The organism is Thalassospira profundimaris, from assembly GCF_003326675.1.
GTDB lineage: Bacteria > Pseudomonadota > Alphaproteobacteria > Rhodospirillales > Thalassospiraceae > Thalassospira > Thalassospira aquimaris.
Genome location: NZ_JPWF01000001.1, coordinates 1 through 24,720, shown reverse-complemented (window position 1 = coordinate 24,720; position 24,720 = coordinate 1). Strand labels below are relative to the sequence as shown.

25 protein-coding genes and 1 tRNA gene are annotated in these 24,720 nt (G+C 53.9%); 12 read left to right on the top strand and 14 right to left on the bottom strand.

The window, feature by feature from the left end:
- Nucleotide 1: 1 nt before the first annotated feature.
- From accD to TH19_RS00110, 4 genes are all read right to left on the bottom strand, one after another.
- Nucleotides 2–928, bottom strand: coding sequence for an acetyl-CoA carboxylase, carboxyltransferase subunit beta (gene accD, locus TH19_RS00125; protein WP_114100304.1), 927 nt, complete (start codon nucleotides 926–928; stop codon nucleotides 2–4).
- Between the two features lie 55 nt (nucleotides 929–983).
- Complete coding sequence (gene trpA / locus TH19_RS00120; protein ID WP_114100303.1) at nucleotides 984–1,832, bottom strand: tryptophan synthase subunit alpha; 849 nt, start codon at nucleotides 1,830–1,832, stop codon at nucleotides 984–986.
- Nucleotides 1,829–3,052: a tryptophan synthase subunit beta gene (gene trpB / locus TH19_RS00115; RefSeq protein ID WP_114100302.1), complete on the bottom strand. Its 1,224-nt coding sequence runs from the start codon at nucleotides 3,050–3,052 to the stop codon at nucleotides 1,829–1,831. Before trpB ends, trpA begins: the two co-directional genes overlap by 4 nt.
- 140 nt (nucleotides 3,053–3,192) lie before the next feature.
- Nucleotides 3,193–3,372 carry a zinc-finger domain-containing protein gene (locus TH19_RS00110; protein ID WP_101247009.1) on the bottom strand — a complete coding sequence of 60 codons (180 nt, stop codon included), beginning with the start codon at nucleotides 3,370–3,372 and terminating at the stop codon, nucleotides 3,193–3,195.
- Between the two features lie 194 nt (nucleotides 3,373–3,566).
- On the opposite strand from TH19_RS00110, the gene TH19_RS00105 reads away from it, so the two are divergent.
- The 6 genes from TH19_RS00105 (at nucleotide 3,567) to TH19_RS00080 (ending at nucleotide 9,223) form a co-directional block, all read left to right on the top strand.
- Nucleotides 3,567–4,529 (top strand): ABC transporter ATP-binding protein, encoded by a 963-nt coding sequence (locus TH19_RS00105; RefSeq protein ID WP_114100301.1) that lies wholly within the window; start codon nucleotides 3,567–3,569, stop codon nucleotides 4,527–4,529.
- 141 nt (nucleotides 4,530–4,670) lie between these two features.
- Nucleotides 4,671–5,651 carry an alpha/beta hydrolase gene (locus TH19_RS00100; protein WP_258547756.1) on the top strand — a complete coding sequence of 327 codons (981 nt, stop codon included), beginning with the start codon at nucleotides 4,671–4,673 and terminating at the stop codon, nucleotides 5,649–5,651.
- A gap of 131 nt (nucleotides 5,652–5,782) precedes the next feature.
- Entirely contained in the window at nucleotides 5,783–7,519 is a 1,737-nt protein-coding gene (locus TH19_RS00095; RefSeq protein WP_114100300.1) for an adenylate/guanylate cyclase domain-containing protein, read from the top strand.
- Between the two features lie 150 nt (nucleotides 7,520–7,669).
- Nucleotides 7,670–7,746: transfer RNA gene (locus TH19_RS00090), tRNA-Arg, on the top strand.
- 180 nt (nucleotides 7,747–7,926) lie between these two features.
- Nucleotides 7,927–8,430, top strand: a complete 504-nt coding sequence (locus tag TH19_RS00085) for a hypothetical protein (RefSeq protein WP_147250686.1) — start codon at nucleotides 7,927–7,929, stop codon at nucleotides 8,428–8,430.
- Between the two features lie 145 nt (nucleotides 8,431–8,575).
- On the top strand, nucleotides 8,576–9,223 hold the full coding sequence (locus tag TH19_RS00080) for a 5'-methylthioadenosine/S-adenosylhomocysteine nucleosidase (protein ID WP_114100298.1): 648 nt from the start codon (nucleotides 8,576–8,578) through the stop codon (nucleotides 9,221–9,223).
- Between the two features lie 22 nt (nucleotides 9,224–9,245).
- On the opposite strand, the gene TH19_RS00075 is transcribed toward TH19_RS00080, so the two are convergent.
- The 4 genes from TH19_RS00075 to TH19_RS00060 form a co-directional block, all read right to left on the bottom strand.
- On the bottom strand, nucleotides 9,246–10,922 hold the full coding sequence (locus tag TH19_RS00075) for a thiamine pyrophosphate-binding protein (RefSeq protein WP_114100297.1): 1,677 nt from the start codon (nucleotides 10,920–10,922) through the stop codon (nucleotides 9,246–9,248).
- 234 nt (nucleotides 10,923–11,156) lie between these two features.
- Nucleotides 11,157–11,711 (bottom strand): polysaccharide biosynthesis/export family protein, encoded by a 555-nt coding sequence (locus TH19_RS00070; protein WP_114100296.1) that lies wholly within the window; start codon nucleotides 11,709–11,711, stop codon nucleotides 11,157–11,159.
- On the bottom strand, nucleotides 11,712–12,929 hold the full coding sequence (locus TH19_RS00065) for an outer membrane beta-barrel protein (RefSeq protein ID WP_181846253.1): 1,218 nt from the start codon (nucleotides 12,927–12,929) through the stop codon (nucleotides 11,712–11,714).
- A gap of 196 nt (nucleotides 12,930–13,125) precedes the next feature.
- The gene (locus tag TH19_RS00060) at nucleotides 13,126–14,094 is read right to left on the bottom strand and encodes a DNA-binding response regulator (protein ID WP_114100294.1); all 969 of its coding nucleotides are present in this window, start codon (nucleotides 14,092–14,094) and stop codon (nucleotides 13,126–13,128) included.
- 153 nt (nucleotides 14,095–14,247) lie between these two features.
- Here TH19_RS00060 and TH19_RS00055 point away from each other — a divergent pair, with 153 nt between their 5' ends.
- The 3 genes from TH19_RS00055 (at nucleotide 14,248) to TH19_RS00045 (ending at nucleotide 17,510) form a co-directional block, all read left to right on the top strand.
- The gene (locus TH19_RS00055; RefSeq protein ID WP_114100293.1) at nucleotides 14,248–15,426 is read left to right on the top strand and encodes an EAL domain-containing response regulator; all 1,179 of its coding nucleotides are present in this window, start codon (nucleotides 14,248–14,250) and stop codon (nucleotides 15,424–15,426) included.
- A 91-nt stretch (nucleotides 15,427–15,517) separates the two neighbouring features.
- A complete protein-coding gene (locus TH19_RS00050) occupies nucleotides 15,518–16,003 on the top strand; it encodes a putative pterin-binding protein (RefSeq protein ID WP_114100732.1) in 486 nt (161 codons plus the stop codon).
- Between the two features lie 31 nt (nucleotides 16,004–16,034).
- Nucleotides 16,035–17,510 carry a sensor histidine kinase gene (locus TH19_RS00045; protein ID WP_114100292.1) on the top strand — a complete coding sequence of 492 codons (1,476 nt, stop codon included), beginning with the start codon at nucleotides 16,035–16,037 and terminating at the stop codon, nucleotides 17,508–17,510.
- 48 nt (nucleotides 17,511–17,558) lie between these two features.
- Here the strand turns inward: TH19_RS00045 and TH19_RS00040 are convergent, their stop codons facing one another.
- From TH19_RS00040 to TH19_RS00025, 4 genes are all read right to left on the bottom strand, one after another.
- Entirely contained in the window at nucleotides 17,559–18,788 is a 1,230-nt protein-coding gene (locus TH19_RS00040; protein ID WP_114100291.1) for a response regulator, read from the bottom strand.
- Between the two features lie 17 nt (nucleotides 18,789–18,805).
- Nucleotides 18,806–19,279: a response regulator gene (locus tag TH19_RS00035; RefSeq protein ID WP_114100290.1), complete on the bottom strand. Its 474-nt coding sequence runs from the start codon at nucleotides 19,277–19,279 to the stop codon at nucleotides 18,806–18,808.
- 158 nt (nucleotides 19,280–19,437) lie between these two features.
- Nucleotides 19,438–19,911 carry a DoxX family protein gene (locus TH19_RS00030; protein WP_114100289.1) on the bottom strand — a complete coding sequence of 158 codons (474 nt, stop codon included), beginning with the start codon at nucleotides 19,909–19,911 and terminating at the stop codon, nucleotides 19,438–19,440.
- Nucleotides 19,912–19,951: 40 nt separating this feature from the next.
- A complete protein-coding gene (locus TH19_RS00025) occupies nucleotides 19,952–20,653 on the bottom strand; it encodes a pirin family protein (protein ID WP_114100731.1) in 702 nt (233 codons plus the stop codon).
- Nucleotides 20,654–20,818: 165 nt separating this feature from the next.
- Between TH19_RS00025 and TH19_RS00020 the strand changes: the two genes are divergently transcribed.
- Together TH19_RS00020 and TH19_RS00015 are read left to right on the top strand one after the other, a co-directional pair.
- Nucleotides 20,819–21,730 (top strand): LysR family transcriptional regulator, encoded by a 912-nt coding sequence (locus TH19_RS00020; RefSeq protein ID WP_114100288.1) that lies wholly within the window; start codon nucleotides 20,819–20,821, stop codon nucleotides 21,728–21,730.
- A 94-nt stretch (nucleotides 21,731–21,824) separates the two neighbouring features.
- Nucleotides 21,825–22,625: a CbiX/SirB N-terminal domain-containing protein gene (locus TH19_RS00015; RefSeq protein ID WP_114100287.1), complete on the top strand. Its 801-nt coding sequence runs from the start codon at nucleotides 21,825–21,827 to the stop codon at nucleotides 22,623–22,625.
- A gap of 17 nt (nucleotides 22,626–22,642) precedes the next feature.
- On the opposite strand, the gene TH19_RS00010 is transcribed toward TH19_RS00015, so the two are convergent.
- Nucleotides 22,643–23,575, bottom strand: a complete 933-nt coding sequence (locus TH19_RS00010) for a LysR family transcriptional regulator (protein WP_114100286.1) — start codon at nucleotides 23,573–23,575, stop codon at nucleotides 22,643–22,645.
- 104 nt (nucleotides 23,576–23,679) lie between these two features.
- Nucleotides 23,680–23,856 carry a hypothetical protein gene (locus tag TH19_RS22455; protein WP_181846252.1) on the bottom strand — a complete coding sequence of 59 codons (177 nt, stop codon included), beginning with the start codon at nucleotides 23,854–23,856 and terminating at the stop codon, nucleotides 23,680–23,682.
- Between the two features lie 323 nt (nucleotides 23,857–24,179).
- On the opposite strand from TH19_RS22455, the gene TH19_RS00005 reads away from it, so the two are divergent.
- A complete protein-coding gene (locus TH19_RS00005; RefSeq protein WP_258547755.1) occupies nucleotides 24,180–24,629 on the top strand; it encodes a PaaI family thioesterase in 450 nt (149 codons plus the stop codon).
- Nucleotides 24,630–24,720: the final 91 nt, after the last annotated feature.

Sequence of the window (24,720 nt, the reverse complement as noted above, 5' to 3'; positions counted from 1 at the left end):
GTTATTTGTCCGCACTCAGGTCTTTGGACTTGGAAGCCTTGGTTTTGGCATCCTTGATCGGCACGATGGCAGCACCCGGTTTGGTGCGGCGGATCATGTCAATCAGACGGCCAAAGGTCGCGTTCAGTTCGTTACGTGGCACAACCATATCGACCATGCCGTGTTCCAGAAGATATTCGGCAGTCTGGAAATCATCGGGCAGTTTTTCGCGGATGGTGCTTTCGATCACGCGACGACCGGCAAAGCCGATCTGTGCACCCGGTTCTGCAACCTGGATATCACCGAGCATGGCAAAGGATGCGGAAACACCACCAGTGGTCGGATCGGTCAGAAGCACGAAATAGGGCAGGCCCTTTTCCTTGACCTTCTCGATCGCGGCCGTGGTACGTGCCATCTGCATCAGGCTGAGAATGCCTTCCTGCATACGCGCACCGCCAGATGCTGGAACGATGATCAGTGCAGCATCCTGAACGGTTGCCAGTTCGGCGGCGGCAACAATGCCTTCGCCAACGGCAATGCCCATCGAGCCGCCCATGAAGGAGAAGTCGAAAACGGCAATCACGGTCGGATGACCGCCAACCTCGCCATGGGCAACGGCCAGTGCATCCTTGTAGGTTGCCTTGGCCTGTGCTGCTTTGAGGCGGTCGGTGTATTTCTTCTGATCGCGGAATTTCAGCGGATCAACCGGAACATTCGGCAGTTCGATGGTCTGGTAGTTCCCGCCATCAAACAGAAGCTCAAGACGTTCCTTGGCGGAAATCCGCATGTGATGTCCGCAATGCTGGCAAACATGATTGTTCTTTGCCAGATCACGGTGAAAGATCATCTGTTCGCACGATTTGCATTTGTGCCAAAGGTTCTCTGGCACATCAGGACGGCGAACGAGTTTCTGAATCTTTGGACGGACGAATTCAGTCAGCCACGACATATCGGATACTGATCCTTGGTTCTGTCTATATCGGTTCTATTACAAACGCCGCACATCATTTGCGCGCGTTTCTGACCCCGTTTGCAAGTTCGCGCACAAGGCCGGTAACCATAGAGGCGGTCTTATCGGTGGCCTTGCCGTTTTCGTCAAGACTTTCGGCAATTTTTGATACGATTGCCGATCCGACCACGGCTGCATCGGCCTGTTTGGCAACGTCGGCGGCCTGTTCGGCGGTTTTGATGCCAAAGCCGACAGCAATAGGAAGATCGGTATGACGGCGCAGGCGTGCCATCGCTTCGATAATCTGGTCATTGCTTGCCGAACCGGCACCGGTAACCCCGGCAACCGACACATAATAAACAAAGCCCGATGTATTCTGAACAAGTTTCGGAAGACGCTTGTCATCCGAGGTCGGCGTGGTCAGACGGATGAAGGAAAGACCTTTTTCGACCGTCGGAACGCACAATTCGGCGTCTTCTTCCGGCGGAAGGTCGACCACGATCAGGCCATCAACCCCGGCATTGCGCGCATCTTCAAGGAATTCCGCAACCCCATAAATATAGATCGGGTTGTAGTAGCCCATCAGAATGATCGGCGTTTCATGGTCCTGATCGCGGAAACCGCGGACCAGCGACAGGGTCTTGCGCATATGCATACCGGCGGCAAGCGCACGGTTGGATGCCTCCTGAATCGCGGGGCCATCGGCCATCGGATCGGTGAACGGCATGCCCAGTTCGATGATATCGGCACCTGCTTCGGGCAGGGCTTTGAGGATCTCGAACGAAGCTTCCGGGTCCGGGTCGCCAGCGGTGATAAAGGTTACAAGACCGGCACGGCCTTCTTCCTTCAGTTTGGCAAAACGTTTGGCGATGCGGTCCTGGCCGCCAATGATAGCGTCGCTCACAATTCTACTCCCAGTGCTTCGGCCACGGTAAAGATGTCCTTGTCACCCCGGCCACTCAGACACATGAGGATGATTTTGTCCTTGCCCATTTTCGGTGCTTCTTTCATCACCTGGGCGATGGCGTGGCTGCATTCCAGTGCCGGAATGATGCCTTCAAGTTCGGAACAAAGTTTAAAGGCTTCAAGCGCCTCTTTGTCGCCAATCGGTTCATAACGGGCACGCCCGATATCCTTGAGCCAGCTATGTTCCGGCCCGATGCCCGGATAATCAAGGCCCGCCGAAATCGAGTCGGCTTCTTTGATCTGGCCATCGTCATCCATCAAAAGATAGGTGCGGTTGCCATGCAGAACGCCCGGCTTGCCCGCCGACAGGCTGGCAGCGTGTTTGCCGGTATGAATGCCGTGACCGGCGGCTTCTACGCCGACAACCTCGACATCCTTGTCATCAAGGAAAGGATGGAACAGGCCGATGGCGTTCGATCCGCCACCGACGGCCGCAAGCACCTGATCGGGCAGGCGGCCTTCGGCTTCAAGGATTTGTTCTTTGGCTTCGTTGCCAATTACCGACTGGAAATCACGTACCAGTTCCGGGTAGGGGTGCGGACCAGCAGCCGTGCCAATGATGTAGAAGGTATCCTCAACATTGGTGACCCAGTCGCGCAGGGCTTCGTTCATCGCGTCTTTCAGCGAACAGGAACCCGAAACAACAGGTTTGACTTCGGCACCCAGCAAACGCATGCGGAAGACGTTCGGTGACTGACGCTCGATATCCTTTGAACCCATATAGACCGTGCAGGGCAGACCAAAACGCGCACAAACCGTTGCGGTGGCAACGCCGTGCTGACCGGCGCCGGTTTCGGCGATGATACGGGTTTTGCCCATGCGCTTGGCCAACAGGATCTGGCCGATGCAGTTATTGATCTTGTGCGCGCCGGTATGATTCAGGTCTTCACGCTTGAAATAGATCTTTGCACCGCCGAGTTCCTCGGTCAGGCGTTCGGCAAAATAAAGCGGGTTCGCACGGCCAACATAGTGACGGAGATAGTAATCCATCTCCTTTTTGAAGGCGGGGTCGCTTTTGGCGTCTTTATATGCCTGCTCCAGCTCAAGGATCAGCGGCATCAGGGTTTCGGCGACAAAGCGACCACCGAAATTGCCGAAATGTCCCTCCGGGTCCGGCAAAGCGCGGTAGCTGTTGAGCGTGGGCGATGAAGACGTCATGGAAGTTCCCCGTGGATTTGGCCGTGATGGGATCACGACAGCATTAGGCAGGTGACAGAGTATGATCCGCAAAAGCCTGCGTCAGATAGGGGCCTGTCGGCCCCCGCGCAATGCTTGTACTCGTTTACGAGCAGGGCAGATCAATGTGCTGCGTGATCAGCCTGGGATTTGTCGAAGATGTATTTTTTCGAGCAGTACGGGCAGACCACCTCGCCCTTGTCCTCGAGATTGAGGTAAACAGTCGGGTGACCAAGGTGGCCTTTACCGCCGTCGCAAGCAACATTGAGGGTGCCGACTTTGATTTCTTCGGTGATCTTCATATATCCAGTTCCAAGTTTGCCTGTTTCAGGCTTGTGTGACCATCGGGATTGGCCGCGTGCTGAGCTCAGCATTGACCCCGGTTTCCCGGGAATGATACCGATTGGGCATATTCAATCAATACTTCCGCATCGCATGGCGCCCCATCGTCTTAGCGCAAACCGGCGACGTGGAAAAGAGTGGAGATCACTGACTTATGACTGCAATGCCCGACTATGCCATCGAAGTCGAAGGGCTGACAAAGATCTATAAGGGGTCAAATGGCGAAAAACTGGCCCTTGATAATGTTTCCCTGAAAATCCCGCGCGGTTCGTTTTTTGCCCTTCTGGGGCCGAATGGTGCCGGAAAATCTACTTTTATCAATATCTTGGCGGGTCTCGTTACCAAGACCAGCGGGACGGCAAAAATCTGGGGTTACGATATCGAAGCCCAGATGCGTGCTGCGCGCTGCTCGATCGGGATTGTGCCCCAGGAACTGAATCTTGATGCATTTTTCACCCCGCGTCAGGTGATGGAATTGCAGGCAGGCCTTTATGGTGTGCCCAAACCCGAACGCCGCACGGACGAGATTCTGGCCGCCCTTGGCCTTGCCGACAAGGCAGACTCGCACGCCAGATCGCTTTCGGGCGGGATGCGTCGCCGTCTTCTGGTTGGCAAGGCAATGGTTCATACCCCGCCGGTTCTGGTTCTTGATGAACCGACCGCGGGTGTCGATATCGAACTGCGTCAGCAGCTTTGGGCCTATGTCAAAAAGCTTAATGATGCCGGGGTGACGATCATTCTGACCACCCATTACCTTGAAGAAGCCGAAGAACTTTGTGATGAAATCGCGATCATCAACAAAGGCAATGTGATTGCCCATGAAGACAAGCGCAGCCTGCTGCGCCGGATTGATCACAAGACTCTGGTTCTGACCGTGAACAACGAATTGAACGCGGTCCCCGATGTGTTTGCACAATGGGGTGGCGAACTTAAATCCGAAAACCAGATTGCCCTGCATTACCGTCCAAGCAACACCCAGATGGCCGAAATCCTTCAGGCCGTGCAGGGCAGTGGCCTTGCGATCAAGGATTTGTCGACCGAGGAAGGCGATCTTGAAGACATCTTCCTGATGCTGACCCGCGATAATGACAAGCTGCGTGCAGGCGAGGCAGCCTGATAAAATCAGGACGCATTCCTTGTTTGCCCGAACGTTACGAAACCCCGCAATTGCTTGCGGGGTTTTTCTTTTTGGCCTTAACTGGCTGATGCCATTGTTAAAACCGGGTTTTCCATGCCCCGCATCTGGATGCCACGTTCCATGATCCGATCTTTCATGCGCCTTTTTGCGGTCTTTGCGTTTCTGGCCGGGCTTTCTGCCTGTGCGCCGAAGATCAGGCCCGCAGGTCCGCCGATTGCGCAAACATCGCTGGAAACCGATATGTTCCGCGCTGCTGACGGAACGGAGCTTCCGTTGCAACATTGGGGCGATGTTGAAAATCCCGATGCGGTGATTCTTGCCCTGCACGGGATGGGGGATTACGCCAATGCATTCATGGAACTGGGGGATGGGCTGGGCAAGAATCACCGCATCGGAATTGCGGTTTATGCCTTTGATCAGCGCGGGTTCGGGCGCAGTCCGTCGCGGCCGTTCTGGGCCGGGATCAGCACCATGGTCAATGATGCATCTGATGTTCTGACACTGTTGCGTGCCCGATATCCCGGCAAGCCGGTTTATCTTTTGGGTAATTCGATGGGCGGGGCGGTGGCGATTGTTACAGCCGCCAGCCGCGGGCATCTGATGGATGGTTTGATCCTCGTTGCCCCGGCGGTGTGGAACCGCGACATGATGCCCTGGTATCAGACGGCTTCGCTTGCCGTCATGTCGCACAGTTTTCCGTGGTTGCCCCTGACCGGAAAGGGGCTTGATATCTGGCCGTCGGATAATATCGAGATGCTGCGCCGGCTGTCACGTGATCCCAATATGATGTCGTCCGTGCGCGTTGATCTGATTGCCGGGGTCGCCGATATCATGGATCTGGCGCACAAGCGTGCGGTGGATATCAGCGTTCCGACATTGTTGCTGTCCGGCGCACAGGATCAGGTCATTCCGCCCGATGCGGTGACGGCCCTTGATCGTGATTTGGCAGAGGCCGGGATCGTGTTCTATCACCGCTGCCTTTATGATGCGGGATATCATATGTTGTTGCGTGATCTGAACGGGCCGGTGGTGATTGCCGATATTGGTCGCTGGATCGCGGGCGGGGGTGGTGCGGAAAATTATTCCTGTACGCAATCTTGATTGCTTTTTGACCGCTGATCGGTGATCAGGTAGCATTTTTAAACAGTTGCGGGGCCTTTCACGGGTTGTCTAATCGTGTTGGAGCCCCGATATGCCAGCAGTAAACGGAATTTCGGAGGATCGGGACCGCCATGCTAAGGACCATTCGGGCAAAGTTCCTGGGTGTTGCGGCCTTTTTTGTCGTGTGGCTTGTTGTCGCGACCGGCTTTTCCGTGATCCAGTCCCTTGGCATTAACGGTGATCTTGAAGCGGTGTCGCGCTATGTGACGCCGGTCAAGGATGCGCTTTCCGATGTGCGTGCCCGTCAGCTTGAACAGATTTCCCTTCTGGATCGCTATATGCGGGTGGTCGAAAATGACGGCCCGAATGCCCCGCTTTTGAACGGCATTGAAATCGAAATCGGTGCCAAGCAGACCCAGATCGAACAGGCCTTCCGCAAGACCTTTACCTTTGCCGCCCTTGGCCGGGCGCAGGCATCGGGCCATTTTGGCAACGGGGTGTTGCTTGACCTTGATGTTCGAATGCGCGAATTCGCCGATGTGTCCGCGCAGTTCTCGCTGGGTATGGAACGGTTGCTTGGCCGGGTGGGGGATGGCGATCTTGTCGATGCCCAGCGTCAGGAAAACATTGTACGCGGCCTTCACCGCACCATCGTCCTTGATCTGCGCAACGAGATTTTGCTGCTTGAGAAATATGCGGCCGATACGGTCGAAAGCGTTTCGCGCAGTGAGGATTTCCTGATCCAGGCCGAATTCATCATGATGCTCGGTGCTGTGATTATCGGCGTTTCGCTGGCCTATTACCTGGCCCATGCGGTGGTGGTGGCGGTCCGCAAGACCACCAATGCCCTTAACGATATTCAGTCGGGCAAACTTGATACCAATCTTGATTTCAAGGGCAAGGGCGACTTTGCCCGTCTTGCCGATGCCTTTAACCGCATGTCGCGTGAATTGCGTGTGCGGTTTCGAATGCGCGAACGGTTTGGCAAATATGTTGATCCCAAGGTCATCAACAATCTGATCAATCAGGAAACCGCGCTTGAAAACTCCGAAAAGCGCGTGATGACCGTCAGTGTGGTCAACCTGACCGGCTTTGACTGGTTGGCCGAACATACGCCGCCTGAAAAGCTTGTCGATTTCCTTAATGACTATCTGACGGCGATGACCGAACCCATCGCCAATCAAAGCGGCATCATCGACAACTTTGTCGGTGACCGGGTGATTGGCTTCTGGGGGCCGCCGTTTTGCGGGGAAAATGCCCATGCTCGCCATGCCTGTCAGGCGGCTTTGGAACAGGTGGCACGCTTTAACGCGCTCAAGACCAAATATGCAGATCTGATCGGCGATCACGGGCTTGATATCCGTATCGGTATTGCGACTGGCGAGGTGGTTGTTGGCTCCATCGGAACCGATAAATCGCGCGCCTATACGGTGGTTGGCGATTGTGTGAACTATGCCAACCGTCTGGAAAAAGCCAACCGGGTGTATGGCACGCGCATTCTGGCATCGCATGTCACGGCGAATATGGCGGCGGGCGAGATCGAGATGCGCGATCTTGACCATGTGGTGCTTCTGGGTACCGAACATGTGGTTTATCTATACGAAGTGCTTGCACCGGGCGGGCAGCTTACGGATGAACGTCGCGACTGGCGCACCAAATACGAAACCGCGATGACCCATTACCGCGAAGGCGCATTTGATCAGGCCAAACCGCTTTACGAGGCGGTTCTGGAACTTGATGACAGCGACTTTGCCGCCCAGCTGATGATGAATCGCATGGAACGTCTGCAACGCCGCGAACAGGACCGTGAATGGAACGGCACCTGGGTCGTGCGCGATCCCTATGACCGGCGCGATGTCGAAAGCTGATTGTGCTGTTTCGGGCACAAGGTTACCTTAACCCGACATGGTGATAATACTGTAACGGCACGGGGTTCAAAAACCCTTGCCCGTTCGGGACAAAACCTGTATCACCCATCGCATTCGGGCCACTTGATCCAGTCGTGGCCCCTCTATTGCGCACCCGTAGCTCAGCTGGATAGAGCGTTGCCCTCCGAAGGCAAAGGCCACAGGTTCGAATCCTGTCGGGTGCGCCAATTTCCCCCACCTCTATATCTGTAGAATTGCCAGATGGTTGCGTTTTCGCCTCAGTCGGAGGGCCAGTTTGCGTCTAGCCAGTAAGACTCCGATTTTGTTTTTATATTAGGGGTTTAGTGTTGCAAATGCTACCTTGTGATGAAAGTATAAGTATATTTTCAATCTTGGGTAATTTTGGGATGTTTAAGAAAACAGTTTTCTCGGTTTTTGCTGCTTTTGTTCTGTCGGCATGTCAGACCACTTACGATCCGGGGTACGGGGCTCAGTTGATGCCGGATGCAACCCCGAATGCGCCATTGACCAAGTTTGTAAAAGTTACAAAGACGTATCAGGGAACAAGGCAGCAAAACGGTCAGAAATTTGGTGCGCCGACGGCTCATACACTCGATGTGTTTTTGGGGCCGAAAACCTTCGCCGATGGTAACTTTGGCGTTTGTGGATATTCCATTGCAAGCGGTAGTATCCAATTCCAAAGAGCAGCTTTGCAGTTTAATCGCTCGGCAATTTTGGCAATTGGCGCAAAGCCTGTGACAACTCTTTCATATCTACCGGTTTACGGCGGTGACGAAGCGAAAGCAGATGTGAAAACTGCGTGTGTCAGGGTGAGTAGCCTGACCTTGGAAGAATTGGAAAATACAAAGAACTGGCGCGTGACATATACACGCGAACAGAGCCGTCAGTAGGTGAGGGGTGCAGCTGATTTTTAAGGCGGAACCTGTTTTTGTTTGCATGACTGATCCGGTTGTTCGATTCTGAGTTTCGGCCATACCATCTAATAAGGGTGTTATGGGCAATCAGATCGATTTCTTCAGGATATGAGACAAGTATATGCGCGGCTACCTTCACGATTTTGCGGGCCATAACGTGTTGTTCGCAATGGCGGCACCGGCGGAATATGGGGATTTCCTCAAAGCGCGGTTTACACCGTTGATGATCGGGGTTGGGCCGGTGGAGGCTGCGATCAATCTGACGGCAGCTTTGACCGAGCTGAAGTTGGCGGGTGATCTGCCCGACCTTGTTGTGACGCTGGGGTCTGCCGGGTCGCGGACGCTGGAGCAGGCCGAGGTTTATCAGGCGGTTTCGGTATCTTACCGCGATATGGATGCGTCGGTTCTGGGCTTTGAAAAGGGCTGCACGCCGTTTGTGGATTTGCCTGCCGAGATCAGCATGGAATTTCGTATTCCGGGCATCCCTGAAGCGCGTTTGTCGACCGGGGCCAATGTGGTGTCGGGTGCGGCCTATGATCTGATTGATGCCGATATGGTCGATATGGAAAGTTTTGCCATCTTACGCGCCTGCCACAAATTTGATGTGCCGCTGATCGGTCTTCGCGGAATTTCTGATGGCAAGGAAGAGCTTAAGAAGCTTTCTGACTGGACGGCCTATTTACATGTGATTGATGAAAAACTGGCCGTTGCGGTTGATGCGCTGAAAGCAGGGCTTGAAAGTGGCGGGATCAGCATTCCCAAACGCTGATCCCGCCCACATTTCCGTTTAATCAGGCGCCTGCCCGGATTTGATCAAGGGTTTTGATCGGGGTTAAGGCCTGTGGGTCGACCTGGACTTCGATGATCGCGGGTTTGCCACTGGCAACTGCACGGTCAAAGGCCGGGCCGAAATCCTCGGTCCGTGTGACGGTTTCACCATGTCCGCCAAAGGCAACGGCGTAGGCCGCGAAATCCGGGTTATGGAGTTCGGTGCCCGACACGCGACCGGGATAGTTGCGTTCCTGATGCATGCGGATGGTGCCGAACATGCCGTTATTGACCACAATCGTGATGATATTGGCCCCGTATTGAACGGCGGTGGCAAATTCCTGTCCGTGCATCAAAAAGCATCCGTCACCGGCAAGGCAAACCACCGGGCGATCCGGATGGGCAAGCTTGGCCGAAACCGATGCCGGCAGGCCATAGCCCATTGAACCCGACGTCGGGGCAAGTTCGGTGCGATATTCCCGATAGCGGAAGAAACGATGCAGAAAGGCGGCATAGTTCCCGGCGCCGTTGGTGACAATGGCATCATCTGAAAGCTTGTCGCGCAATTCCGCAATCACATGGGCCATTTTTACGGCACCCGGTGTATCAAGCGGGGTGGAAAAGGCGATATAGGACGCATGTGCGGTTTCAATCATCGCGTCACGAGCAGAACCGTCAACCGGCTCCATCATCGCAATAGCGCGCAGGAAGGATCGCTGTGACGCGTTGATTGCGACATCCGGGCGATAGACCCGGCCCAACTCATCGGGCCCCGAATAAACATGGACCAGTTTCTGTTTGGGGCAGGGGATATCAAGCAGGCTATAGCCGCTGCTGGTCATTTCACCCATACGCGATCCAACCAAAATCACCAGATCACTGTCGCGGATAAATTCGGCAAGTTTCGGGTTAATCCCGATGCCGACATCGCCGACAAAGTGGCTATGGGTATTGGGGATATAATCCTGACAGCGGAAAGACGTGGCAATCGCGACATTGTTGCGCAGCGCAAAGGATTTAAGGTTTTCGGTGGCCTCGCGGGTCCAGCCGCCACCACCAACGATCATGATCGGCTGTTTGGCCCTGGAAAGGGCGTCGCGGAAACGGGCCACGTCTTCGGGGGCTGTTTTGGCTTCAATCGGGACATAGGGCTTGGCATCGGCAACCTCTGAGCTTGAAGAAAGCATATCTTCGGGCAGGGCCAGAACAACCGGGCCGGGGCGACCCGAAGTCGCGATGTGATAGGCGTGGCTGATATATTCCGGGATGCGGTTGATATCATCAATCTGGCCAACCCATTTGGCGAGCGGTTCGAACATCTTGCGATAATCGACTTCCTGAAACGCTTCGCGGTCCACCATGTCACGCCCGATCTGCCCGACCAGAAGGATCATGGGTGTGCTGTCCTGATGGGCAACATGTACGCCAGCCGATGCATTGGTGGCACCGGGGCCGCGGGTGACCATGCAAATGCCGGGCTTTCCGGTCAGTTTGCCATAGGCCTCTGCCATGATGGCGGCACCGCCTTCCTGACGGCAGATGATGGGATCAATGGCAGGATGATCAACCAGACCATCAAGAACCGCCAGATAGCTTTCACCTGGCACCAGAAAGACACGCTCTGCGCCGTGCAGGGCCAATTGATCAACCAGAATACGACCGCCGTGGCGCAGGTGGTGCTTTTCCGTTTTCCCGGACATGTATGAAGAACTCCGTATGGTGGGGCAAAATACGTGATTTGCGTTGTTCATTTTTTGGCGCGGTGGATGCGCAAACACGATTTCATCACGAATTCGGGGCCAAGGTAAAGATGCCAGCGCGATGAACAGGTGAAAAATTCAACGTTGTGTTTAAGTATTCTAAAAAGTGATGGTTTGCAGTGCAGCATGGCAAAATTTCATGCTGCTTGGATCGATTTTGCCAGTTGATATGACCTAGAAATATCTTTCGGCAATACGGATGGTGTCACCGGGCATGACAGCGGTGGCAAGGCTTGCCGGGATGGAAATGCGATTGTCCTCGGCACCGCGGAGAATTTCAATATCGTCTTCCTTGCCGCGATAGGTCATGCCACCACCCAGCGCGATGGCATTCAGGACATTCATCCCCGGTACATAGTCATAAGACCCCGGCTGATTGACCTCGCCAACGATGAATATCGGGCGAAAGGCAATGATTTCGACCGCCACATCCGGGTGGCGCAAATAGCCATCCTGATAGGCATCGCGAATGATGGTCCGCGTCTGATCCGGGGTCAGGCTTACGACCGAAACCGGCCCGATCAGGGCAAGGTTAAGTCTTCCTTGGGTGTCGACGATAAAATCGCCGGAAAGATTGGGTTCGCCAAATACGGTAACGCGCACCGTATCGCCGCGCTCGATCTGATGGATGGTTTGGGCAAAGCTGTTTGCTGTGCCAAAGACGATGGCCAAAAGCATGATCAGAATGGCGATTGGCGGGTAAAGGTTCTGGAACGTGAAGATGCGCATTTAAATCTCCAGCTTTAGACTGATCAGGCTTTGAAAACGGCGGTAACTTTCGCCGTTTGTGTTCGATTGGCGCATGTCATGATCAATCGCACCTGTAAGGCGAGTAAATCGGTTCATCCGGTATTCGATTGTGGCACCCAGCTGGCCGGTTTGATCGCGTCGTGTGGTTTGCTGAAACTGTTCGTTGCTATAGCTTGCCGTGGCCCCGATTTGCAGCCAGCGCCTCAATTCGTGGGAAACCCCCATCCCGAAATCAAAGGCCAGAATGCCGCTTGCCCCGGTGACGGTTGTTTCACGAACCGCACGTGCGGCGTTGAAATTAAGACTGGTCAGGCGGGTAACCGACCAGTCGATATCCCCGCGAAGCGTATAATCGCCAATATTGCCAAAGGCGGGATCGGCATAGGTTCGCGTCATCCAGCCCGCCGCAAGATCAGCCTTGACCAGATCGGTCAGATCAAATCGCACCCCGCCATAAAGCGCAAATCCGGCAGAGTCGCGGGTCAGTCCGGTATCGTCGGGGGTGCGGTCATATTGTCGCTGGTTCAGGGTGATTTCGCCATATGCCTCGCGATCAAGATCAAGTGCGATCAAGGCACGCAGGGTTTCGGTGGTTTCTGTCCGGTTGCGGTCATCATTGCGGATTGCTGTGCCGTCAAGGGCGGTACTTTCATCAAATTCAAGGCGTCGAAGGGACAGGCGGGATTCGTAACGCAGTCGGTCCGCCACATATCTCCCGCTGATATGGGTGTTGATATCCTGATAAATTACCGGTTCACGGGCGTTGGATGCCACGTCATTGCCGCCGCGTGGATCGTGGCTTTGCTGCCAACTGATCCCGCCTTCGATGGTCGATGTATCAAGATCAATGTTGCTGGTGATCCTGATATCGGCGTCCTGATAATCATCGTCCGAAGATTGGGCAAAAAATCCCAGTTCCATGCCGGCGCTGATATCGGCGCGGAAATCCTGCCATTCCCCTTCCAGGGTTATGCGCGGGGCAATGGTCGACACCACATCGGATGTCGGGTTGTTTTCGGATTGAAAGATATTGTCATCAAATCCGCTGCGCAGGGTCAGGGCCGGTGTCAGAACAATTCGACCCAGACGGATATGGGTTTGATCTTCTGGCACTTCCTGGCGCGAACCGTTGCCGGTCGCGGTTTGGGCGGATGCATTGCAAAGGGGAAAGCAGGTTGCAGCGATGACCACAAACATAAGGGGCAACGCGCGTTTTGCCGTGCCACAGCTTGGCCAGTGATTGCCCCTGCCCCTGATCAATCCTGATGCCCCCCAGACATGCATGATTTTTCAAATCAACATAACCCAAGGTAGATCAATGGGTTTGTTTTTCAAGCAAATATACGGTGGCCTTGGGTCGATAGGGGATTGTTTCTATTGATGTTCCATCTTCCTAGCGGAGCGATGGTATAGATGACAGCACCGTCTTCATCAATTGCGGTTGTCTGTTGACACCGGTCTTGGAGAAGATGGTTTTAAGATAGGTGCGGGCCGAACTGTGCGAAATCCCGACAAGTTCGGCAGCTTGATCAAGGGCAAGTCCCTCGGCCAGTTTCTGGGTCAGTTTCGCCTCGGAACGGGTCAATCCGAACAAATCCATAAGGTCATCAATAGCGGGTGGTTTTTGTTGTGCCGGATCGACCAGAATGACCATGAAGGTTGTTTTGCCATCGGTCTTCTTGGGGACACGCCGGATCAGGACCGACAGTTTTTCGCCATCGCGTTCAATCGCATAGCTTTGATGGGGACGCGGTGTCATGTTTGACGGCGGATGCAGGAAGGCTGCAAGTCCGTCCGGGGTTGGCTCCAGGATCAGTTTTCCCTGGGAGCCCGACTTTACAAGCGATGATCCGCGCATCAATTCGGCGGCCTGCGCATTCATGTGCAGAATGGTCATTGCATCATCGACGGCAACGACACCGAGTTCAAACAGATCAAGAAAATCGGTCGGCAGGGATTCTTCGACGTGGCCTTGGCGTGCTTCGATCTCGCTTTCCAGTCCTTCAAGGATGGTCTGAAGGTTGGTGGGTTTTGGATAAAACCGGAAAACGCCCAGCTCGTTGACGGCAAGAAGGGCCGATTGCAGATCGGCATAGCCAGTCAGCATGACAATGATCAGATCACTTCGCAGTCTGCGCAGCTCAGCCGCCAGTTCAAGCCCCGACATGCCCGGCATATGGATATCCAGTACGGCCGCATGAATGCCGGAATCGGCAGAAATTGCATCACGTGCCTTGTAAGGGTCATTGAAATAGGCCGCATCCCATGCGGGGCGCAGGCGCGCAAAATTGCGCCGATGCGACGACAAAAGGTGTTCGTCATCATCAACAAAGGCAATCCGCACCGGCGTTTTTTCAGCCATTCAAAAATGCCCTCCACAAATGGGGATATTGGACAGGGACAGTCTGACACTAATCTGTGACCGTTCAAAGCCCCGGCTTATGCGTATGACGCAATTTTGCCGGATGGCCCAACGCGATACAGAGATTTCAGAGCATACCGGAGTTGTCCATTTATGGATGTGGTCAGTAAAAAACGTCCCGTCATTCTGATGGTAGATGATGATGAAAAACTGTTGGCAGCCGTGCGTCGCACCCTGTCGAGCAGTTTCGAATTCGTCACCTATGCTGATGGGCAGACGGCATTGGATTGGTTGTCGCTTAATCGCGACCGGGCCGATTTGATTATTGCTGATCTGGTGATGCCGACCCTGGACGGTATTTCGTTCCTGAAACAGGCCGCACGCATGGCGCCGATGGTCAACCGTATGTTGTTGTCGGGCAACGTTTCAAGCATCTCGCTGCGCGAAGCGATCAATCAGGCAATGGTGACCCGCGTTCTGGCAAAGCCGGTTTCAGTGACCGTCCTAAAGGATGCGATTGAACGCGTCATCATGACCAGCAAGCCGGTGGTCAAGCCGGTATCGGGTCTGACACCGATGATGGTGAATGCGGCCATTGATCGCGCCGATTTTTATACTGTCCTGCAACCACGTTTCCGTGCCAGTGACCTTGGCCTGTGCGGTGTTGAAATTCTGTGCCGCATGCCATCGCTTGAAAAAGAATTCGGCATCGACGAAATTTTCGAGGTGTGCCGCAACCATCCGATTATCAATCGCCTTACTAGTCAATTGATGGCGATCATGATTGATCAGGCCCCGCGTTACCGGATGTTGCTGGGCGAGAATGCCAATCTTGCGGTGAATGTTTCGGCCTATTCGCTCAAGACCCCGGAATTCCTTGAAATGGTGATCCGCTTTTATGAAAAAATGCGGATGCGCGGGATCAGCATCACCTATGAAATACCGGAACGCCAGGTAAGCCCGGACGATCTGGAACTTTTGGCAAGTGCAACCCGTCTGCGTGAACGCGGCATTGCACTTTTGATTGATGATTTCGGGTCCGGCAATAATTCACTGGAGCTGCTGCGCCACGAGATTTTTGCCGGAATCAAACTGGATCGTGATCTGGTGGCCGGCATCATGACCGATTTTCTCGATGATGCCTTTGTTGAATGGATCGCACAGGTTTGTTCGAAAATGGGGCTTTCGATCTCTGCCAAGGGGATTGAAAGCGGCAAGGTTGCAGAAAAACTGCAGATCTATGGCATCACCGAAATGCAGGGCTTCTATCTTGGAAGTCCGGCACCACTTGATACCTGGGAGGCCCGGGCAAGCGCCCCGATCAGCGCGTGAATATATTGATTGGTTGCGTAAGTTCGCCGGTTAGTTATTGTTAAATCAACATGCTGTGGCCACGCTTGTAAGCATGTAAGGGAGCATGGATATGAGACTTTTCAAAAGCTGTGTGAAGTTGCTTGGTATTGTGGTCGCAATGGTCGGGTTCTTCTCGGTGTCGGCCTCTGCCGGTGGTTCTGTAACCTTTACCAAGCCGAATGGCGAGGCCGTCAAGGTTTCCATGGACCAACTGATGGAATTGCCCGCGACCGAGTTTTACACATCGACCCCCTGGACCAACGGCGTACAGAAGTTCAAAGGGGTATCGTTCGATCTGCTGATTGATACCTACGGGCTTGATGCCGATCAGGTTCGCGTCGCAGCTTTGAACGATTACAACGTGATTGTTCCAACAAGTGTTCTGCGTGCCGATGGCGCCATTCTGGCCTATCACCTTAATGATGCGGAAATGTCGGTCCGTGAAAAGGGTCCGTTCTGGGTGGTCTTCCCCTATGACAAGGATGCGCGGATGCAGACAGATACCTTCTGGTCTTACTCGGTCTGGCAGGTGAAGTCGATTGATGCAAAGAATTAAGACGTTTCTGTCTAACCGTTCAGGCAGGACCATGTTCATTGTACTGGTCCTGTTTGTCGGTTTATATGCAGTTCTGTCGACGGCGATCATTCGCCAGCTTGAAGACGAGCGATTTACCTATCGCGAGAATTTTGTCTGGGCCGTGTTCCAGATTCAGCGCCAGTATTTCATCATTCAGCGCGATATCGAGGCCGCATTTGGCAGGTCCAGACTTGATCAGGATGCTCTCGAAGAAGTCATGCTGGAGTATGAGATTCTGGTCAGTCGCGTCTTTTTATTGCGCGATGGAGAAGGGTTCAGAGTCCTTCTTTCGGTACCTGAGGTCGCGGCGTCACTCGAAGTTCTGCAGCGTCGTATCGAAGAAATCGACCGCGCGGTTGCCGCAGCAAATGGTCCACGCAGCAAGCTTGAAGAACTTTATCGTCTGCTGGATCCGATGGATGAACCATTGCAGCAGGCCGTTGTTCGGACGACCAATTTTGTGTCGGTTTACAATGCAGAGAATATTCGCACCGTAAAATGGCATATCGAGCTTCTGACCTATCTGTTCTTTGTCGGGGTCGTTGCGATGGCGGTTCTTGGCGGGTTCATGATCCGTCAGCGCCAGCGTGTTTTTGCCGCTGATATCGCCGCCCAGAAGGCGCGCCAGGAACAGGAAGTCATCGAAGAGGCCGCCGACTACGCCAAAATGCATGCGCTTGGGACGCTGGCCGGCGGCGTTGCCCATGAAATCAATACACCTGCCCAATATATCCAGAACAATCTGGAATTCCTGTCTGACAGCTTTTCGGGACTGGTCGATGCTGTGCGTCGACAGCAACTTGATCCATCGGCAAAAATCGACTTCGATCAGGACAAGATCGACTTTTTGGTTCAGGAAGTGCCGCTTGCGATTGATGAAAGCATTCAGGGACTTGAACGGATTGCCGAAATTGTGCGCGGCATTCGAAAGTTTGCCCATCCGGCCAATGATGCCATCGAACTGATTTCAATCACCGAGGAAATCGACACGGCGGTCACCCTGACACGCAACCAGGTCAAACATGTTGCTGATCTGGAAGTTGATATTCGTTCCAACGTCACGGACGTTAATGGTCGACGCAACCATCTGTCGCAGGCCCTGATCAATCTGATTGTCAATGCATCGCAGGCAATCCGTGAAACCGATCAGCGTCGGGGACGGATTGAACTGTCTGTTACTTCTGACGATGACAATGTCTATATCCGTCTGCGTGACAATGGCAGCGGCGTGCCCGAAGAATTGCGCGATCGTATCTTTGATTACTTCTTTACGACCAAGGAACGGGGTGTTGGCACGGGTCAGGGGCTTCCGATTTGTCGCAAGCTTATTCAGGATGACTTTGGCGGTGATCTGACGCTGTCGAGCGACTATATCGACGGGGCGGAATTTGTGATCCGCCTGCCAATCGCCAATCCCTCCTATTCGACGCAACCCGTAAATGGCGCCATGCAGGGGCCGGGCGATCTGAACGCACTGTTGCGCTAAAACCTTCCCGATTTTGTCGTTGTTTAAGAAGGATTGCTGAACGCTGTCTTAGGAATGAAGACTGCGTTCACGCGGTGTGTGATTCTCGATGCAGGCATTCTGCCAGATCGGCCAGACATCTTCGGCTCCGCAACGCGAAATGAAGGTGGTTGCAAGATCATATTTGCGCGCTATTCGGGCGCCATCAACCCCGACCAGACGTGCAAAATGCTGTGCCGCATATACGATCAGAAGGGTCTTGGAATTCCGGGTCGGGGCGGCTTCCGGACGGTGGTGGAAGGCAATGTCTTCAACCACTTCATGCGGAAAACCCCAATAGGCGCAGATACAGGCCGAAACCGCAGGATGGGCAAAACCCATTTCTGCGATCTCGGCAGAAATAATATCGCATTCATCCCGGTCGGCACGTTCGCGGCTGGCACGATATCCGTCCGCTTTGACATGCTTGATGATGATATCGCCAATGTGACTAAGCAGGGCGGCCGCGCGGACCTGATCAACCGTTTCAAAGGTCAGGTTTTGCAATCGGGCAATGTTGGCCGCCATCTGGCCAAGCACCATCGGGCGATGCAGTTCAACATCCATCTGGCTGGGATCAAAGCAGTCAGGCTGACGAAGTTCTGCCCAAAGGATGCACAGTGCCTTGATTGTTTCGATGCCAAGCAGCTTCACAAGGCCGATCAGGTCAGGCTGGCTTTCCGGGGAAATCAGTTTTTCACGCCGCGCCAGTTCCTGTGCCAGTGCTGTAAGGGCAGGGTATTCACGTGCAAATTCGTTCAGTTCATCGCGGCTTTTGGGGCCGGTGAACTGCAAGATCGTGTGCAGGCGTTGAAAGGTTTTTGGCCAGACAAGATCTTCGGGAATACGGGAAAGCAGGTCGATCAACAACGGATCATGAAGGTAGCGACGCATGATCAATCCGCGTTCGACTGCATGGATGATATCGGTATCCTTGCAGGGTTTGGTCAGGAAATGCTGGGTCGCGGCCGTACCATTCTGAATGGCGACCTCATCAGCATATCCCGACAAAAGAATACGGGATGTTTGCGGGTAGCGCGTCGCAACGATGCGCAAAAACTCCGCACCGTCCATTTCGGGCATCCGCATATCGGAAATCACCACATCGGCGGGTTGTTCTTCAAGACCGACCAATGCCTGTTCGGCGCGTTCGTAAAAACGCAGTGACCATTTGGGACGCTGACCCATCATGCGCCGACGCAATCCGCGCAACACGTTGGGATCGTCATCAACAAATATGATCGAAGCATTGTGCGGCATGATCTGTCCCTGTGGCTTCAGGAAATGGCGGCTGTCAGGCTTGCTGCGTCGCAAGGCTTGCACAGGACAAAGGAAGCGCCGACCGATTTGGCTTCGTTGATCACATCCTGGTCGTAGAAGCCGGTCAGCATGATCTTGCGGGTTTGATCCGCACTTTTGATGTTGCGCCGTTTGATTTCATAAAGTGTTTCGATGCCGTTCATTGCTGGCATCATATAATCCAGAATCATGACGTCATATCCCGTTTGCTTGCGGGCCATCTGGGACATCATTTGCAGGGCGGCTTCGCCGTTTTCAGCAACATCAACATGGGTTGCTCCGGCGCTGCGCAACATTCGGCGAATTGAAAACCGAACTTCAATACTGTCATCAACGATCAGAAAGCGCTTTTCGGCGTTGCTTTTGCCGTGCGCGCTGTCGCCCTTGCACCGGCGCAAGCCGTCGGCAATTTCAATATCATTCTGGCTGTTGCTTTGTTTGGCAATATTCATGGGTCTGCTGACAGTTCTTGGTGATCACCATTCGGGCTCTTTCTAATCTTTGTTGTTTTGCCACTGTTTCAATATCCTCATATGGGGAGCGCAGACAAAAAAACGGGCTGCTGTTTCAGCAACCCGTTAGAAATGCTCGGTTGAGGGAACCGAAATTCTTAGAATTCGTAACCGATCTTGCGGTCGATCGAGAATTTGCCACCACCCTGGATCAGGACGGTCAGCGCCAGCAAGCCCCACATCAGCGGCATTTCGAAGCCGCCGTTGTTCCAGAAATAACCCGCCGGGATATGGGTCGAAACGGCAACAGCCATGAAGACCAGAACAGCTGCGGCAACCGGGCGGGTCAAAAGACCAACCGTCAGCATCAAACCGCCAACGAATTCAAGAAGACCGATCAGAAGGGCAAAGACGAAGCCCGGAGCAAAGCCGATGCTTTCAAGCCAGCCAGCTGTCCCTTCAAGGCCATAGCCGCCAAAGGCACCAAACAGTTTCTGTGCGCCGTGCGGAACCATCAGAAGGCCGGTGGTGACACGGATGATCACAGGGGTAAGCGGTTGCAGGGCGGAAGTCACACTGCCAAGGGCAGGGATGATCGAACGGGTTTTGTCAGTTGCATTGAACGAGGTCATGATAATTCTCCAAGATATGGGGGAGCACGCTTTTCGCGGCTTACGCCACCATGTCAAAAACAAGGGCTTCGGCATTGTCGGCATCAGAGAAGACAAGTTCGTCTTCATTCTTGATTGCCGCGCCATCACCGGCATTAAGGGTTTCGCCATTCACTTTCAGGCTGCCACGAGCGACCTGAACCCAGGCGACGCGGCCTTTTTCGATGCTGTGCTGTGCGGTTTCACCATCATTGAGGTGGGCTACATACAGATCGACATTCTGGTGAATGGTGATGGAATTCTCACGGCCATCGCGGCTGCCGATCAGGGTCAGACCCGAACCGGTATCGCCCCGTGCGATTTCCTTTTCTTCGTAACCCGGTTCCAGTCCGGCAGCTTCCGGGATCACCCAGATTTGCAGGAAATGAACCGGATCGGTTTTCGAATGGTTGTATTCCGAGTGACGGATACCGGTGCCTGCGGTCATGCGTTGCAGACGACCCGGACGGATCACCGACCCGTTTCCGATACTGTCTTTGTGTTCAAGAGCACCGTCAAGAACATAGGAAATGATTTCCATATCCTTGTGACCGTGGGTGTCAAAACCGGCCCCCGGAATAACGCGGTCTTCGTTGATGACGCGCAGCGGGCCCCAGCCCATCCGGTTCGGATCATAGTAGTGACCGAACGAAAAAGTGTGGTTCGAATCAAGCCAGCCAAACTGTGCACGGCCGCGGGTTTCTGCATCTACTTTGATAATCATGTCTGCCTCCAACGAGGTTGTTTGCTGTTGAAGACACAATACGCTTTTCATGAAATGAGACAATTATCGTAATAATGTCCATAGTGTTGCATAATACGCGACAATCATTCCGGTTGTCTCCTGGCTGGATGGCGTCACCATCCATCGAAACAAGGGCGTTTACACATGGATAAAATGGCCAGTTTGCAAAGCTTTATTCGTGTCGTTGAAGAAGGAAGCTTTGCCGCCGCTGCCCGGGCGATTGGACAATCGCGATCACAGGTCAACCGGGCAGTGGTGGCCCTTGAAGATGATCTGGGTGTGCAATTGCTGAACCGGACCACGCGCACAGTATCGGTAACGCCAAGCGGGCAGGCCTTTTATCAACGGGCAAAGGCCATCCTGACCGATCTGGACGAAGCCGAAGAATCCATTCGCGAGAATCAGGAAAAGCCGGCAGGTGATATTCGCATCAATGCACCGATGTCGTTTGGCACCCTGCATCTTGGACCGGCACTTGTCGATTTTGCCCGCTTGTATCCCGACATCCGGATTGAACTGGCCTTGAATGACCATTTCATTGATCCGGTTGCTGACGGGTTTGACATGACGGTGCGCATCAGCCGCCCGACAGAAACCCTTGCCCTGATCGATCATGAAATCATCCCGATCCGCCGGGTTATCTGTGCCGCCCCGGATTTCCTGCATCAACATGGCGAACCACGTGACATCCGTGATCTGGCGACCTTGCCCTGTTTGCATTATGGCAATTTGCCCGCCGGATCGACCTGGAAACTGACCGGGCCGAACGGGCCGGTATCGGTACAGGTTAATGGCGTGTTTTGCTGTAACAATGCCGAAGTGTTGCGTGATGCGGCGGTTGCCGGTTTGGGACTGGCGGAAATGCCAACCTTCATCGCCGGCCCGGAATTGCAGACCGGACGTCTTGTCACGGTGCTGTGCGATTATACCCCGCCCGAGATTTTCCTTTATCTGCTCTATCCGCCCAGCCGACAGCTTTCATCACGTATCAGGCTTCTGGTGGATTTCATGCATGACCGGTTTGGCGGACAACCGCATTGGGATCTGGTGCAGTAGATCACCGGGAATTTCCCGTGGTGGCGATCCGGATGCTTGCATCTTGCGTATCAATTATTAGGTTTTTGCAAGAAAGCATGATGGGCTGGACGTGATGTCTGATTTTGAAATGCCAACTTTGATGATGGTGTCGCATGGCAACAGCGGCAATGGCGGGGATCCGGCAGGGGATCTTGCCAGATCGGTTGCGCCCGATTGGAACGGGCCGGTTGCCCATGGCTATATGCGAAGCCAGCCGTCATTTCCTGATCAGCTCGAAGCCTTGAAACGTAAGGGATACGCCAACCGCCTGATTATCTTTCCGCTGTTTTTCAGCGAAGGCTATCTGGTGTTCGAAGAACTGCCCCGTGCACTTGATCACGCCGGACTTGGCGATGCGGTCATTTTGCCGCCCGCGCTTAATCTTCCGGGTTTTGATGATCTGGTGGCGCAGAGGGTCCGTTCTGTTCTTGCCCGGCGGGAATGGGGTGCTGATGAAACGTCGGTGTTTCTTGTGCCGCATGGCCTTAAGACACTTACGGAACCATTGCCGGAAACGATCCGCTTTGGCCAACAGGTCGGTCGCTTGTGCCGCGGGGCCGAGATTTGTATTGGCAATATTGAAGGCCAATTTTCGCTGGCAGATTGGCGTGATCTTGGATCGCGCAACAAGACACTGTTTGTGCCGATGCTTGCTGGTGGTGGAACCCACGCACGTGAAGACCTGCCGGAACTGATTAATCCCCGTGACGGCGAAGATATCGAAATCTTACCACCAATTGGTCAGTGGGCAGAGTTACCGGAACTTGTTCTGGCCGAAGCCGGAAGACATGTTGCGCGCTTTGGCGGGTTGGTGGTGCCATTGGGGCCGACGGGCAATGACATTCGGGCGGACCATATGGCCCGCACTGCCTGAATACTGTTGAAGGGTGCTTATCCCAAGACCGGCTTGAAGCTGGTTTCCGATGACTTCTTAAGAAGATAATCGCGGAACAGACGGGCAGCACTGGTAAGATTGGCATCGCCTTCATGGGCGATCAAAAGCTGGCGTTTGGCCCAGTCATCTGCAATCGGCGCACCCGCAATGTTGATATGCCCGATATATCCCGCAACCGAGCTTTTGCGCAAAAAGCCGATCCCAAGTCCTGCCGCAATCATCTGGCGCAGGGATCCGAAACGGACCACTTTGATATGGGGATGCATATCAAGTTTCATTTTTGATGCTGCCTCGGAAATCAGATCATCAATAACCCCGCCTTCATGCAGGGAAATGATGTCATATTTCGCGGCTTCGGAGAATTTGACCGGTCGCGGATTATCAGTGTTGGGGATCAGGGGATGACCCTTGGGGGTGACGACCCAGATCGGGTCATCACAAAACACGTCATGGGCCAGATTTCCAAGCGGGCTGTTATCGGCAAGGATGGCCAGATCAGCACGGCCTTCGCGCACGGCCTCCGCACTTTCGCGCGACGTCAGTTCGCGGACATCAACGGTGATATGCGGGAAATCGCGTTCGAAATCGGCCAGAAAAGACGGCAATCCGGTCAGAATAGCCGATGTCACAGCGGCAAGATAAATCTTGCCCTTTTCACCGGCATTATAGTCGCGCAGTTCATTGGAAAGATGGTTCAGATCGCCCAGAAGCTTTTCGCCATATCGGGCAAAAATAGTACCTTCTTCGGTCGGTTCGACCCCGCGTGGCAGGCGGCGCAGCAAAGTGACTCCCAGCATGGCTTCCAATTCGCCAATGCGGCGTGACACGGCCGAAGTCGCGATATGTTCGCGTCTGGCGGCTTCATTGATGCTTCCCGCCCGCACAATGGCGACGAAAAGCCGAATGGTCACAATATCAAACTTTTGCATGGAACCGTTGTCGGTGGTTCAGCCCGTAGCGTCAAGTGGTTTGCATGAGGCAGTAGGGTGCGGTGATGTGCAGATCGTCGCACCCGCCTCAAACAGGGGGGTAATTAACCCTGAACCTGACGCCATGCCTTGTTCCAGTCCGCAGTCAGTTCTGCGTGGGTTTTGGCGTGGGATGCTTTCATGATTACGGCAACCTGAAGGGCCTGAACAAAACTGGTAAACCAGCCGGTACGGACTTCACGTTCGATGCTGGTTGCGTCTTTGTAAGCAATCGTCGTCATGGCTCTAATCCTTTGCGACATCATCTGTCTTTGTGGTGAATTCAGAGATACCAGACACCCCGTCACGCGACTATTCTCCTTTCACCGATATCCCGTTCTTGTTTGGAGAACGGTCATGTTAATGCATTGAATATAAATATTTATTCGATGTTGCGTTGCGCAATAAGATTGTAAATCTTGATGTGAAACCTGCTATTTCGGACATGGGCAGGGCCGTAAACAGGTGCGACTCATCACACGCATTCCCGTTACGCGGCCCACATTTTCCGATGGGGCATATTTCTGCTATAGCTTGGAAAACATCGACAACAAGGGTGATATCCGTGAACGCAATTGACGATAATCTTGCTTATGAACAGGCCCACGGCAGTGCTGTTCAGGATCATCTTGGTTACCGTTTGGTGGAATGGGCAGAGGACCATGCGGTGGTCGAACTGGAAATGCAGGAATTTCACCGCAATCGTGTTGGCATCTTGCATGGCGGGATTTTGACCACGCTGATGGATACGGCGTCGGGTTATGCGGTGTGTTTCTGTCCGGTCGCGGGCAATATTCGAAAAACCATGACCCTGTCTCTGACCACCAATTTCATTGGCATGGCCAAGGGTGGGCTGGTGCGGGTTGTTGCCCGCAAACAGGGCGGTGGCCGCAAGATCGTCTTTACCGAGGCGGTGGCCTATAACGCCGATGGTGATGTGATCGGGACAGCAACCGGCACATTCAAGTATCACCGCGGCAGTGATGATCCCGATGGATTGCCACGCGATGCGTGAACTTCTTTGGTGGCAGGAATAAAAAGGGCGCGACCGGTTGGCCGCGCCCTTTGTTTCTTTTCTGTCTCGTCCTGAAATACGTTGTCACCTT